The following is a 13,605-nucleotide window of genomic DNA, read 5'->3' as shown; positions in this document are numbered from 1 at the left end:
GGATGATACCTGTTCGGCGCATCGCGCCGGTCGGGACATGAAAAAACCCCGCGACGGGGATCGCGGGGTTTCGGGATTGCAGACGGATTCCGCCGGGCATGGCCCGGCGGCGCCAGCATGAACCTTACTGCGCCAGGTTCAATTCCTTCAGCAGCTGCGGCGCGGGGGCCACTTCCTGCATGATCCACTGCATGTAGCGGCTGTCCACCGCGATCATGCGGGTCATCACCGGGTCGAATACCCAGTTGGAGCTGACCGATTCCCAGTTGCCGTCGAAGGCCAGGCCGACCAGCTTGCCGTGCGCATCGAGCACCGGCGAACCGGAGTTGCCACCGGTGATGTCCAGGTTGGACAGGAAGTTCACCGGCACCGAGCCGATCCGCTTGTCCTCCAGGCCGCCATACCGCTTGGCCTTGACCGCATCCAGCAGTGCCTTCGGCGAGTCGAACGGATCGACGCCGGTTTCCTTCGCCGCAACGCCTTCCAGCGTGGTGAACGGGGTGTACTGGACACCGTCCTTGCCATAGCCCATGACATTGCCGAAGGTGATGCGCAGCGACAGGTTGGCATCGGGATAGACGAACTCGCCCTTGCTCTTCTTGTAGTCCGCCACCGCCTGCAGGTACAGCGGACGGGCCGTCAGCGATTCACCTTCGCGGATCTTCCTCTGTTCTTCCTGCTTCAGCAGGGCCGGCATCACGGCCACGGCGTACTGGATGGCCGGATCGGTGCTGGCCTCGAAGGCGGCACGGTCGGCCTTGAACCACTTCAGGCGTTCATCGAGGCTGCCCAGCCCGGTGCCGGCCAGCTTCTTCACCAGGCCGTTGACGGCCCCGGCATCGCTGCCGCCCAGCCACTGGTTGAGAACCTCGTTGTTGCGCTGTGCCGCCGGCAGCGCGACGTACTGGTCCAGCCAGTACTGCTGCAGCTGCTGGTCCATGCCGGCAACGTAGCGACGGTCCATCTGGCGCAGATTGCCTTCCAGGGTCGGCAGGTCGCGCTCCTGATAACCGGCTTCACGCTCGGCGTCCGGCTTGGCGCGTTCGATCGACAGACGGTACAGCGACAGCGCGGCGCCCACGGCCGAGGTGTTGTTGAACTGGCCGACGAACAGATCGCGCTCGCGGGTACTCTTGCTGGTATCCAGGTGCTTGAGCAACTGGGCGTGTGCGGCCAGGGCCGGCTTGCCGGCTGCGCCCTGCTGCTTCAGCCAGGCCAGCACGGCGGCCTCTTCGGCCCGCTTCTGCCCGGCCGCGTCGATGCGCTTGAAGCCTTCCAGCTGGCCGACGTAGTTCTTGGCCACGTTGTTCATGCTGGCCGCCGTGTTGGCGTACTTGACCTTGACGTCGGCGTCGGCCTTGCCGGCCTTGTCGATCAGCGCCAGCACTTCGTTGTAATGGCGGGCGATGGTCGGGTAGGTGAACTCGGCGGTTTCATTGAATTCGCCGGCCAGCGCATAGCGGTTGGTGCGGCCCGGGTAGCCGGCCACCATCACGAAGTCGTCCGCGCCCAGCGGCTGGTCGGCGAACTTCAGGAAGTGCTTCGGCTGGTACGGCACATTGTCGGCCGAGAACGCGGCCGGCTTGCCATCCTTGCCCACGTAGGCGCGATAGAACGAGAAGTCGCCGGTGTGGCGCGGCCACATCCAGTTGTCGACGTCGCCGCCGAACTTGCCGACGCTGCCCGGGGGCGCATAGACCAGGCGCACGTCCTTGATTTCCATGTTGCGGAACAGGCGGTAGGTATTGCCGCCGGAGAAGCTGTACAGACGGCAGCGGAAACCGGCGTCGGCTTCACAGGCGGCGGTCTGGGCCTTGTCGAACGCTTCCAGCGCACGGGTGCGGGCCAGCGGGTCCTTGCCGGCGGCGGCGATGGCGGCCTTGGCCTGGTCGGTGACGTCGGTGATCCGGTCCAGCACGAACACGCGGGCGTTGGGACCGGCGCTGAGTTCGTCCTTCAGGGTCGGCGCGTTGAAACCGTCCTTGATCAGGTTCTTCTCGGCGGTGGAGTTGAGCTGGATCGCGCCGTAGGCACAATGGTGGTTGGTGACCACCAGGCCCTGCGGGGAGACGAAGCTGGCGGTGCAGCCGCCCAGCGCCACCACCGCGCCCATCGGGTCGCCGGTCAGGTCGGACAGCTGTTCCGGCGACAGTTTCAGGCCGGCCTTCTGCAGCGGGCCGGCGATCTCCGGCAGCTGCTGCGGTACCCACATGCCTTCGGCGGCATGGGCGACCTGGACCAGCCCAAGGCTGGCGACGACGGAGAATGCAAGCAGGTTCGAGCGCATGGAGCGGCCCCTGGTAGTGGAACCTTCGATTGTAGCCCGCCCCCCTGCCCTGTCCCGAACCCCGGAAGTCATGGCCCCTGGACCGCCGGGCATGGCCCAGCGCTACCCGCACGATTTCCCGATGGCGCGGGACCATGCCACGCGAGCGAGAGCCGCCCGATTTCCCGGCAGCGCCGGGCCATGCCCGGCGAGCACGCCGGTCACGTTCGAAACGCCCGCCGGCGCACGCCTTTCGTTCCGCCAGCGCGCCCGCAGCGCAACATTGGAATTCCGCGCAGACCTCTATAATCCGCGCTTTCCCCCTGATGAGTTCCACCCCGATGGCGCAGCAAACGATGAAGGCCCTGGTCAAGCGCGAAGCGGCCAAGGGCATCTGGCTCGAAGAGGTCCCGGTGCCGACCCCGGGCCCGAACGAGGTCCTGATCAAGCTGGAAAAGACCGCCATCTGCGGTACCGACCTGCACATCTACCTGTGGGACGAGTGGAGCCAGCGCACCATCAAGCCGGGCCTGACCATCGGCCACGAATTCGTCGGTCGCATCGCCGCGCTTGGCTCGGCGGTGACCGGCTATGAGGTTGGCCAGCGCGTCTCGGCCGAAGGCCACATCGTCTGCGGCCACTGCCGCAACTGCCGTGGCGGCCGCCCGCACCTGTGCCCGAACACCGTCGGCATCGGCGTGAACGTCAATGGCGCCTTCGCCGAGTACATGGTGATGCCCGCCAGCAACCTGTGGCCGATCCCCGACCAGATTCCGTCCGAACTGGCGGCCTTCTTCGACCCGTACGGCAACGCCGCGCACTGCGCGCTGGAGTTCGACGTGATCGGCGAGGACGTGCTGATCACCGGCGCCGGCCCGATCGGCATCATCGCCGCGGGCATCTGCAAGCACATCGGTGCGCGCAACGTGGTGGTGACCGACGTCAACGACTTCCGCCTGAAGCTGGCCGCCGACATGGGCGCGACGCGCGTGGTCAATGTCACCAACACCTCGCTGAAGGACGTGATGAAGGAACTGCACATGGAGGGCTTCGACGTGGGCCTGGAAATGAGCGGCAATCCGCGCGCCTTCAACGACATGCTCGACTGCATGTACCACGGCGGCAAGATCGCCATGCTCGGCATCATGCCCAAGGGTGCCGGCTGCGACTGGGACAAGATCATCTTCAAGGGCCTGACCGTGCAGGGCATCTACGGCCGCAAGATGTACGAGACCTGGTACAAGATGACGCAGCTGGTGCTGTCCGGTTTCCCGCTCGGCAAGGTGATGACCCACCAGCTGCCGATCGACGACTTCCAGAAGGGCTTCGACCTGATGGAAGAAGGCAAGGCCGGCAAGGTGGTACTGAGCTGGAATTGATCACTCGCGCCTCCGGTGCGACTGCCTGATTCCCCCGCATCTCACTTTGTCCCCGGCCGTTGGCCGGCCCACAGAGTGCCCGACGCCAGACACGAAAAAGGCACCTCCAGGGGTGCCTTTTTCGTTTGATGTCATGCGCCGCTTACTGGCCTACCGCCACCGTGAACACCACCCGGTTGTCGGCCAGCTTGCCGCTGTTGTCGCGGCCGTTGCCGTCGGTGCCGTAGTAGCCCAGGCCGAGGGTGAACAGACCCCAGGTACGGGCCACGCCTACGTTCCAGTCGGTGTAATCCTTGGCAATACCCTTTTCGAAGGTGCTGCGCCCGACGCTGGCGCTCAGCGTGAAATCCTGCGGCAGGCCCCACTCGCCGCCCAGCGCGTAATACCAGCCATCGGTGCTGCTGTTCCACACGTCGTTGCTGTAGGCCACCGTCAGCTTGTAGGTGTCATCCAGCGTGGTGGTGGTGATCAGCTCGTTGTAGTTCAGCTCGCTGGCGCCGGGGTAGGTGTAGCGGTTCAGCAGCACATCGAAGTTCACGCGCTCGGTGGCGTCGACGCCGTAGCCGATCTGGTAATCCACTTCGACGCTCGGGTCGCCCGGGCCGAAGTCCACGCCCGATCCCCAGACACCGGCATACAGGCCAACCGGGCTGGTATAGGTGAAACCGGCCTGCAGGGTGGGATCCTCATCGGTCTGCGACACACCACGGAACAGGTAATCCGACACGGCGGTAACGTTCCAGCTGTACGGCGATTCGCTGTCCTGGGCGCTGGCGGCAAACGGGGCCAAGGTCAGGGCGGCGGCAAGGGCGAGGCAGGCACGAGCGTGCTTCATGGTCGTCTCCGGTGGGGGGCGGTGGCGTGCAGGGCAGTTGCGGGAAACCGGAGCCAGAACGGGCCGGTTCACGATTTTTTAACCCGTTTGCTATTGCATTGCAACATGTGCCGGCCATGGCGGTGCCTGCCTGCCGCCGCTCGGCAGCCATCGATGCCCGGTAGAATCGTCGGTTTCCCGTGCTGAGCCGTGCCCACGCCATGACCGACGCCTCCTCCGCCCTGACCCGCCACTATGCCGAGGAACTGGACGCCATCCGCGCCCAGGGCCTGTTCAAGTCCGAGCGGATCATCACCAGTCCGCAATCGGCCGAGATCACGCTGGCCGATGGCCGCAAGGTGCTGAACTTCTGCGCCAACAACTACCTGGGCCTGGCCGATCATCCCGACCTGATCCAGGCCGCCAAGGATGCTCTGGATACCCACGGCTTCGGCATGGCCTCGGTGCGCTTCATCTGCGGCACCCAGGACCTGCACAAGCAGCTTGAGAAACAGATCGCCGATTTCTTCGGCAAGCAGGACACCATCCTGTATGCGGCCTGTTTCGATGCCAACGGCGGCCTGTTCGAGCCGCTGCTCGGCGAGAACGATGCGATCATCTCGGACGCACTGAACCACGCATCGATCATCGACGGTGTGCGCCTGTGCAAGGCCAAGCGCTTCCGCTACGCCAACTGCGACATGGCCGACCTGGAAGCGCAGCTGCAGGCCGCCGACGCCGCCGGTTGCAGGACCAAGCTGATCACCACCGACGGCGTGTTCTCGATGGACGGCTTCATTGCCCCGCTGGACGAGATCACCGCGCTCGCGAAGAAGTACAACGCGCTGGTGCACATCGACGAATGCCATGCCACGGGTTTCCTGGGCGCCACCGGTCGTGGCTCGGCCGAAGTGAAGGGTGTGCTGGAAAAGATCGACATCATCACCGGCACTCTCGGCAAGGCCATGGGGGGCGCACTGGGCGGCTTCACCTGCGCCAGCGCCGAAGTGATCGAACTGCTGCGCCAGCGCTCGCGCCCGTACCTGTTCTCCAACTCGCTGCCGCCGCATGTGGTCGCCGCCGGCATCAAGGCCTTCGAGATGCTGGCTGCCGCCGACGACCTGCGCGACCTGTTGGCCGAAAACACCGCGTACTTCCGCGGGAAGATGACCGCCGCCGGCTTCGACGTGAAGCCGGGCGTGCATCCGATCAGCCCGGTGATGCTGTACGACGCACCGTTGGCGCAGAAGTTCGCCGAGCGCCTGCTAGAGGAAGGCATCTATGCGATCGGCTTCTTCTTCCCGGTGGTGCCCAAGGGACAGGCACGTATCCGCACCCAGATCAGCGCCGCGCACAGCCGCGAGCAGCTGGACCGCGCGATCGACGCCTTCTCCCGCATCGGCGTCGAGCTGGGCGTGATCAAGGGTTGATCGCCCCGAGGGGCAGCGCCGGGCCATGCCCGGCGGTTTCCCGACAGCCGCGCCATGCGCTCGCCGGGCACGGCCCGGCGCTACCGGAATGACGCGCAATGCGCGTCATTTCTTTTTCTTCTTGTCCTTCGGCTCATCCTTGCTGGCCACCACGACCGGCTTGGCGGCAGCGTCCTGGGCATTGCCACGGGCGACGCGGATGCCATTGGCCTTCATCCATGCATCGAACTCGTCGGCGGTCATCTTCCTGTCGCCGTCGCTCATCAGGAAGCGGTAACTGCCGCGACCATCCAGTTCCGGGGTTTTCACTTCCACCACCGGGGTTTCGGCAGGCGTTTCCGTCTTGGCCATTTTCTTGTGGCCACCGCAGGCGGCCAGCAGCACGATCGGCAGCAGCAGGCCGGCACAGCGCAGGGTTCGGTTGAGGGACGAGTGGTACATGGGCAGGCTCCGTTCGGGATTTCGACGACCAGGCGCCCCCTACGCCTGGAACGGTGACCGGCATCCGCCGGCCGCGGGCATGACGCTCAGCCCGGTGCAGCGGCCCCCAGCCGCTGCTGGTCATTGACCTCCAGCATCCGCCACTGGCCCTTGCCGAGATCGTCGAGCGCCAGGTCGCCGATCGCGACCCGGACCAGGCGCAGCACCTGCAGGTCGAAGGCCGCCAGCAGGCGGCGGATGTGGCGGTTGCGGCCCTCGTCGAGGACCACCTCCAGCCACGCGGTCTTGTCACCGCTGCGCAGCACGCGCACGGCCCGGGCGGCCAGGAATTCACCCTCGTCGTCCACCCCGGCCTGCAGCGCCGCCAGCGTGGCCGCATCGGGCAGGCGATCGATCTGCACGTGGTAGGTCTTGTCCGGCCCGGTCTGCGGATCGGTCAGGCGCGCCGCCCACTGCGGATCGTTGCTGAACAGCAACAGGCCCTCACTGGCCTTGTCCAGCCGGCCGACCGGCGCGATCCAGGGCAGGCCGGCGCCGTCGAAGCAGCGGTATACGGTCTCACGGCCGCGCTCGTCCTGCGCGGTGGTCACCACCCCGCGCGGCTTGTTGAGCATCAGGTAAAGCCGCTGCGGCGGCGCCAGCGGCAGGCCATCGACCTCGATGGGAGGTGCCGGGCTGCCGATCGGAAACTCCGGGTCACGGACGATACGGCCGGAGACGCGCACGCGGCCCTCGGCGATCCAGCGCGCGGCTTCGCTGCGCGAGCACACGCCGGCCTTGGAGAGCACACGCGCCAGGCCATGGCGCACACCCGTGGATGCATCCGGATCCGCGCGCCCACGCAGGACGTGGGAGCGGGCGGCGGGGGCGGCAGGTGGGCGGCGCGTACGCAAGCCTCTGCTCCCCGCAACGGTTACTTCTTATCGACCGGCTTGGTCTCAGCCGGTACTTCGGCCGCGGCCGGGGTGGCCACCGGTGCCGGGCGCGCCTTGACCACGCGGACGCCACGCGCCTTCATCCAGGCATCGAATTCCTCGGCGGTCATGCGCTTGCCGTTCTGGCTCATGTCGAAGCGCCACGGCGTATTGTCGAATTCGGTCTGCGGCTTGTACGCCGCCGGATCGTTCGGCTTCACCGCCGGCGCGCTCGGAATCGCCTTGGCGATGTTCTGGCAGCCGTCGATGCGCAGGCGCTGCAGCACCTGGTCCAGCGACTGCGAAGGATCGTAGCTGCTGCTCAGCACACCGGCCGGCATGCCCAGCTGGTTGCCACGGATGTACAGCTCGTCGGCCACCGGCGCGATGGTCGTGGCCGGCAGCGGCAGCGGCGAAGCGCTGGTATTGACCGAGCAATCGACCGCAGCGTGAGCGGCAGGAACCAGGGCCAGCGCCAGGACGGCGGCCGATGCAGAGCGCAGCATGAGAGGCATCCACGGAAGGAAGGTGACGCGGCGAGTGTAGCAATGCGGCGACAGCTTTCAAGCGCCACTTTCAATGAATGCGCCAACTCATTGGTTTTTTGGACAAAAAGCCGACAAACGGTCGGTCCATCGAGGCCCGTTCCGGCTTTTCCCGCCGCAGAAACAACAAGACCCGGCCGAAGCCGGGTCCTGCTGTGTCTTGCGGGCGAAACGTCAGAACTTAGTTCTGGACGTTCAGCTCGGTACGACGGTTCTTGGCGCGACCCTCCGGATTGTCCGAACCATCCGGGTTGGTGTTCGGAGCAATCGGACGGCTCTCGCCGTAGCCGATCGGGCCGACCAGACGCGAAGCGTCCACGCCGTTCTTGGTCAGGTAGTTGTACACCGCGGTGGCGCGGCGCTCCGACAGCTTCTGGTTGTAAGCGTCGGTACCCTTCGAGTCGGTGTGACCGGCGACTTCAACGCGCAGATCCGGGTAACGCTTCAGGATCTCGGTGGCTTCGCTCAGGATGGCCACGGCGTCCGGACGCAGGTTCGACTTGTCGAAGTCGAAGTTCACGCCCTTCAGGTCGATCGAGACCGGCACCGGGCAACCGTCCGGACCGATGGTCTGACCCGGCTGCGAGTTCGGGCACTTGTCATCGCAGTTGTTGACGCCGTCACCGTCGTCATCCAGGTCGGCGCAGCTCGGGGCAACCGGAGCCGGAGCCGGAGCAGCCGCGACCGGAGCCGGGCCCAGCGGGATCACGACGCCGACCGAAGCCAGCACGTCGCCGAACCAGTCTTCGCTGGCAGCGTGGTAGCTCTTGTCGTCGAAGTCAGCGCGGTAGGCCACTTCGGCGCGGACAGCAACGCGCTTGTCGAAGGTGGTCTGCAGGCCGACGCCGAGCTTGGCGGCAACGTTGCCGTCCTTGCGCTCACGCGGACCATTCAGGCTGTTGGCCGGGTACTCTTCTTCCGACTTCTGGTAGCCCAGGCCACCGACGATGTACGGGTTCCAGCCGCGGCCTTCCTTGATGAAGTGGCGACGCAGGTCCAGCGAGATGCCGTACTGCGACCAGTTCAGGTCCTGATTGCTGTCGAAGTTCGGGTTCTGGTAGTTCAGCTCACCGTCCAGCGACCAGTTCGGGCTGATGAACTTACCCAGGCCCAGGGTCACGAACGGAGCGTCGTTGGTCAGACGGTCGCTGTCCTGGAAGTTGAAGCCGGCCGAACCGGTCAGGTACCAGCGGTCATCGAACTCCTGCGCAGAAGCAGCCTGGGCGAAAGCCAGACCACCCAGCAGCGCGGCAGTAAGGATCTTCTTGTTCATTGAGTACAGCTCCTATTTCGGGGGTATGAAACCGGTAGAGGCATGGGCCAGCACTACTGCGTCGATGTTCAGACAGCCGATTCAGCACGCCACCGCCGCGAACATTATGCTCAGGCGGGTGAAGGCCATGTTAACAGTCCCGTAACATGTGAAGTGTTGCGCCCGACCGGCCACCGGTCCGACGTTGAAACCCTATACAGGATGATGAAAATCCGCAAGACCCTCACCCCATAAGGGTTTGACGGTGTTTAGGCAACGCAGGCGACATTCTGCGGAACGCGCGGCGAAGGAGATTCAGCGCGCCCCCGGAAACGTGAGGAACCTTATGATGAAAAGGGAAACCGAGCCGGAGCCGAGATGAAAGCCGTCGCCCTGAGTCGTGAATCCGCCCCCGCCCTGCAGGATCTCCGGCTGCCGCCGCCGCTGCCGCCAGCCGGCCGCGATCTGCTGGTCCGCGTGCAGGCGGTTTCGATCAATCCGGTCGACGGCAAGCAGCGTGCCGCCACCGATCCGGCCACGCTGGACACGCCGCGGGTGCTCGGCTGGGATGCGGCGGGCGTGGTCGAGGCCATCGGCGAGGACGCCCGCCTGTTCGCCTCCGGCGACGAGGTCTACTACGCCGGCGATGTCACCCGCTCCGGCTGCAATGCCCAGTATCAGCTGGTGGATGAGCGGCTGGTCGCACGCAAGCCCACCACGCTGGATTTCGCCGAGGCAGCGGCGCTGCCGCTGACCACGCTGACCGCATGGGAGCTGCTGTTCGAGCGCATGCCGCTGCATCTGGATGACCGCCGCCACGCCGGGCAGCACCTGCTGGTGATCGGCGGCGCCGGCGGCGTCGGCTCGATGGCCATCCAGCTGGCCCGCCATGCCGGCTTCACGGTCATTGCCACCGCCTCCCGCGAGCAGTCGGCCGACTGGTGCCGGCAGATGGGCGCCCATCACGTGATCGACCATCGCCAGCCATTGCAGCCGCAGCTGCAGGCACTGGGCGTCAGCGCCGTGCAGATCGCGCTCAACCTGGCCGACACCGATCACTACTGGGATGAACTGGGCCAGCTGCTGGCGCCGCAGGGGCACGTCGGGCTGATCGTCGAACCCCGTGGCGCGCTGCGCATCGGCGACCCGTACAAGGCCAAATGCATCGGCATCCACTGGGAATTCATGTTCGCGCGATCGCGCTTCCATACCGCCGACCGCATCGAGCAGCACCGCATCCTGAGCCGCGCCGCGAGCATGATCGATGCAGGCCAGCTGCGTGGCACGCTCAGCGAGACACTCGGCACGATCAATGCCGCCAACCTGCAGGCGGCGCATGAGCGGCTGGCCAGCGGCCGCACGCTGGGCAAGCTGGCACTGGCAGGCTGGGACGACTGACGCGCGCGCTGTGGCGCGGGATTCACCCGGATCTGTATCTATGGAAGCGGGCGATTCGGGATTACGGTGGAGACAGATTCCCTCCCCCCGAGCGCTCCCATGCCCACTGCCCTGCCCCTGCGCCTGCTGCAACTGATCGTCGGCCTGTTCCTGTACGGCTTCGGCGCCTCGCTGATGATCCGTGCCGCGATCGGTGTCGCGCCCTGGGACGTGCTGTCACAGGGCGTCGCGGCGCAGACCCCGCTGTCCTTCGGCCTGGCCACGAACGTGATCGGCGCGCTGGTCCTGCTGCTGTGGTGGCCCCTGCGGCAGAAGCCGGGCGTCGGCACCGTGCTCAACGTGCTGCTGATCGGTCCGTCCGCGCAGTTTGGCCTGTGGCTGTTGCCGCCGGCTGTCGGCCTGGTCTGGCAGGTGGCGATGTTCGGTGCCGGCATGCTGCTGGTGGCACTGGCCACCGGCCTGTACATCGGCGCGCGGCTCGGCCCCGGCCCGCGCGACGGGCTGATGACCGGCCTGCATGCCCGCACCGGCTGGCCGATCTGGAAGGTGCGCAGCCTGATCGAAGGCAGCGTCCTGCTGCTGGGCTGGTGGCTGGGAGGCAACGTGGGCGTCGGCACCCTGGCCTTTGCGCTGCTGATCGGCCCGCTGTGCGGGGTGACGCTGGGCTGGTTCGGCATCGGCCGGCCCCTGCCGGCGGATGGCGCCGGGCCACGCCCGGCGAGCGCGCAGCGCGGCCACGGGTAGCCGCATCGCCGGGCATGGCCCGGCGCTACCAATTCGCCCGCCCCTTGCCCCGACCGCCGTTTCGCGGCACGCTTCGCGCTTCCGTACGCAAGCGTATCGACCATGTCGCCAGCCAACGAAAGCGCCTATCCCCACCTGTTCGCCCCGCTCGATCTGGGCTTCACCCAGCTGCGCAACCGGGTGCTGATGGGTTCGATGCATACCGGGCTGGAAGATCGCGCGCGCGATTTCCCGCGCTTGGCCGCCTACTTCGCCGAGCGCGCCGAAGGCGGCGTCGGCCTGATCGTCACCGGCGGCTTCGCCCCCAACGTGGTCGGCTGGCTCAAACCCTTCGGCGGCAAGCTGTCCTGGCCTTGGGAAGTGCGTCCGCACCGGCAACTGACGGCCGCCGCCCACCAGCATGGCGCGAAGATCTGTCTGCAGCTGCTGCACGCCGGCCGCTATGCCTACCACCCCCTGTCGGTGGCGCCCTCGAAGCTCAAGGCGCCGATCAATCCGTTCACCCCGCGCGCACTGTCGGCCAGCCGCGTCGAACGGCACATCGCCGATTACGCGCGCAGCGCCAGGCTGGCACGCGAAGCCGGCTACGACGGTGTCGAAGTGATGGGCTCGGAGGGATACCTCATCAACGAGTTCATCGCCCCCCGCACCAACACGCGCACGGACCGCTGGGGCGGTGATGCCTCCCAGCGCATGCGCTTCGCGGTGGAGATCGTGCGCCGCATCCGCGAAGCCTGCGGCCCGGATTTCATCATCATCTACCGGCTGTCACTGGTGGATCTGGTTGAGGACGGCAGCAACTGGGAGGAAATCGTGCAGCAGGCGCAGGCCATCGAGGCCGCGGGCGCGACGATCATCAATTCCGGCATCGGCTGGCACGAGGCGCGCATTCCCACCATCGCCACCTCGGTGCCCCGCGCCGCCTTCGCCGGGGTCACCGCCAAGCTGAAGCCGCATGTGGCGGTGCCGCTGGTGGCGACCAACCGCATCAACATGCCCGAGGTTGCCGAGCGCATTCTCGCCGACGGCGGTGCGGACATGGTGTCGCTTGCGCGCCCGCTGCTGGCCGACCCGCAATGGCCGAACAAGGCGCGCGCCGGCCGGGCCGACACGATCAACACGTGCATCGCCTGCAACCAGGCATGCCTGGATCACGTCTTCGAGAACAAGCTGGCCAGTTGCCTGGTCAATCCGCGGGCCGCGCACGAAACCGAACTGGTCTACCGCCCGACGTCCACACCGAAGCGGGTGGCGGTGGTGGGCGCGGGCCCGGCCGGCCTGGCCTGCGCCACGGTGGCCGCCGAGCGCGGTCACCAGGTCACCCTGTTCGACGCCAGCGACGAGATCGGTGGCCAGTTCAATGTGGCCAAGCGCATCCCGGGCAAGGAAGAGTTCCACGAGACGCTGCGCTATTTCCGCCACAAGCTGCAGGACACGGGCGTGCAGCTGCGCCTGGGTACCCGGGCAGACGCGACCTGTCTGGCCGGCTTCGACGAGGTCGTGCTGGCGACCGGCATCACGCCGCGCCGGGTCGACTTCCCCGGCGCGGACCACGCCAAGGTCGTCAGCTACCTGGACGTGCTGCAGGGCCGGGTCGAGGTGGGCGCCAGCGCGGCCATCATCGGTGCCGGCGGCATCGGCTTCGATGTCGGGGAATTCCTCAGCCACGAGGGCCCATCGCCGTCGCTGGACCCGCAGCGCTGGATGGCCGAATGGGGGGTGGACGCCACCTTCGAGGCCCGCGGCTCGCTGGCCCGCCCGCAGGTGGACGCTTCGCCACGCCGGCTGTGGCTGCTGCAGCGCAGCCCCGGCAAGCCGGGTGCGCGCCTGGGCAAGACCACCGGTTGGATCCATCGCGCCACGCTGAAGGCCAAGGGCGTGCGGATGCTGGGCGGCGTCGAGTATCTCGGCGTGGACGACCAGGGGCTGCGCATCCGCGTGGAAGGCAGCGAACAGCTGCTGCCGGTGGATCATGTGGTGATCTGTGCAGGGCAGGAACCGAACCGCGCGCTGCAGGCCGAACTGCAGGCGGCGGGCATCAGCGCACAGCTGATCGGCGGTGCCGATGTGGCCGCCGAACTGGACGCCAAACGCGCCATCGATCAGGGCAGCCGGGTGGCGGCCGCCCTTTGATCCAGACCTGAATGGGCGGCGGGACTGTGATTTCCGTCACCCACCTCAAAGCTGAATGTCAAGCCGGGCGATTCATGATGCGTTCGGCCAGCCCCCCCTACCTTGCGCCAACTTTCCGCTCACCACCCAGTTTCCGGTGAGCCGGTGCGGCCCTCCCGGATCGTTCATCGATCCTCTTTTCCCGGGCTGCCCACGGGGCGGCCCCGATGGCCGCCTCCCCATGACGCCAAGTCGTACCCCGCCTCCTGCCCTCTCTTCGGCCGGAACCCCGTGGTGCGGCCCATACGGA

General features: G+C 66.9%; 11 protein-coding genes. 5 read left to right on the top strand and 6 right to left on the bottom strand.

What is annotated here, in order from left to right:
• Positions 1–124: 124 nt before the first annotated feature.
• Complete coding sequence (locus tag ACVOJ1_RS09150) at positions 125–2,287, bottom strand: S46 family peptidase (RefSeq protein WP_346480346.1); 2,163 nt, start codon at positions 2,285–2,287, stop codon at positions 125–127.
• A 335-nt stretch (positions 2,288–2,622) separates the two neighbouring features.
• Here ACVOJ1_RS09150 and tdh point away from each other — a divergent pair, with 335 nt between their 5' ends.
• A complete protein-coding gene (tdh, locus tag ACVOJ1_RS09145) occupies positions 2,623–3,645 on the top strand; it encodes an L-threonine 3-dehydrogenase (protein ID WP_053520036.1) in 1,023 nt (340 codons plus the stop codon).
• A 142-nt stretch (positions 3,646–3,787) separates the two neighbouring features.
• On the opposite strand, the gene ACVOJ1_RS09140 is transcribed toward tdh, so the two are convergent.
• Complete coding sequence (locus ACVOJ1_RS09140) at positions 3,788–4,480, bottom strand: TorF family putative porin (RefSeq protein WP_053520023.1); 693 nt, start codon at positions 4,478–4,480, stop codon at positions 3,788–3,790.
• Between the two features lie 200 nt (positions 4,481–4,680).
• Here ACVOJ1_RS09140 and kbl point away from each other — a divergent pair, with 200 nt between their 5' ends.
• Positions 4,681–5,889: a glycine C-acetyltransferase gene (kbl, locus tag ACVOJ1_RS09135; RefSeq protein ID WP_346480345.1), complete on the top strand. Its 1,209-nt coding sequence runs from the start codon at positions 4,681–4,683 to the stop codon at positions 5,887–5,889.
• Positions 5,890–5,994: 105 nt separating this feature from the next.
• On the opposite strand, the gene ACVOJ1_RS09130 is transcribed toward kbl, so the two are convergent.
• The 4 genes from ACVOJ1_RS09130 to ACVOJ1_RS09115 form a co-directional block, all read right to left on the bottom strand.
• Positions 5,995–6,330 carry a hypothetical protein gene (locus ACVOJ1_RS09130; protein WP_065175931.1) on the bottom strand — a complete coding sequence of 112 codons (336 nt, stop codon included), beginning with the start codon at positions 6,328–6,330 and terminating at the stop codon, positions 5,995–5,997.
• Positions 6,331–6,416: 86 nt separating this feature from the next.
• Entirely contained in the window at positions 6,417–7,223 is an 807-nt protein-coding gene (locus tag ACVOJ1_RS09125) for a pseudouridine synthase (RefSeq protein ID WP_481558707.1), read from the bottom strand.
• A gap of 20 nt (positions 7,224–7,243) precedes the next feature.
• On the bottom strand, positions 7,244–7,750 hold the full coding sequence (locus ACVOJ1_RS09120; protein ID WP_053520026.1) for a hypothetical protein: 507 nt from the start codon (positions 7,748–7,750) through the stop codon (positions 7,244–7,246).
• 220 nt (positions 7,751–7,970) lie between these two features.
• Positions 7,971–9,062: an OmpA family protein gene (locus ACVOJ1_RS09115; protein WP_164153140.1), complete on the bottom strand. Its 1,092-nt coding sequence runs from the start codon at positions 9,060–9,062 to the stop codon at positions 7,971–7,973.
• A gap of 357 nt (positions 9,063–9,419) precedes the next feature.
• Between ACVOJ1_RS09115 and ACVOJ1_RS09110 the strand changes: the two genes are divergently transcribed.
• The 3 genes from ACVOJ1_RS09110 to ACVOJ1_RS09100 all read left to right on the top strand — a co-directional run bounded on the left by ACVOJ1_RS09110 (position 9,420) and on the right by ACVOJ1_RS09100 (position 13,316).
• Positions 9,420–10,439, top strand: coding sequence for a zinc-binding alcohol dehydrogenase family protein (locus ACVOJ1_RS09110; RefSeq protein ID WP_346480344.1), 1,020 nt, complete (start codon positions 9,420–9,422; stop codon positions 10,437–10,439).
• Between the two features lie 99 nt (positions 10,440–10,538).
• Complete coding sequence (gene yczE / locus ACVOJ1_RS09105) at positions 10,539–11,183, top strand: membrane protein YczE (protein ID WP_283219430.1); 645 nt, start codon at positions 10,539–10,541, stop codon at positions 11,181–11,183.
• A gap of 102 nt (positions 11,184–11,285) precedes the next feature.
• The gene (locus tag ACVOJ1_RS09100) at positions 11,286–13,316 is read left to right on the top strand and encodes an FAD-dependent oxidoreductase (RefSeq protein WP_346480343.1); all 2,031 of its coding nucleotides are present in this window, start codon (positions 11,286–11,288) and stop codon (positions 13,314–13,316) included.
• The last annotated feature ends 289 nt before the right edge of the window (positions 13,317–13,605 follow it).

The sequence above is a fragment of the Stenotrophomonas sp. STEN225 genome (genome assembly GCF_056756445.1).
The sequence above is the reverse complement of the archived record's forward strand: the minus strand, read 5'-3'. Positions and strand labels throughout refer to the sequence as shown.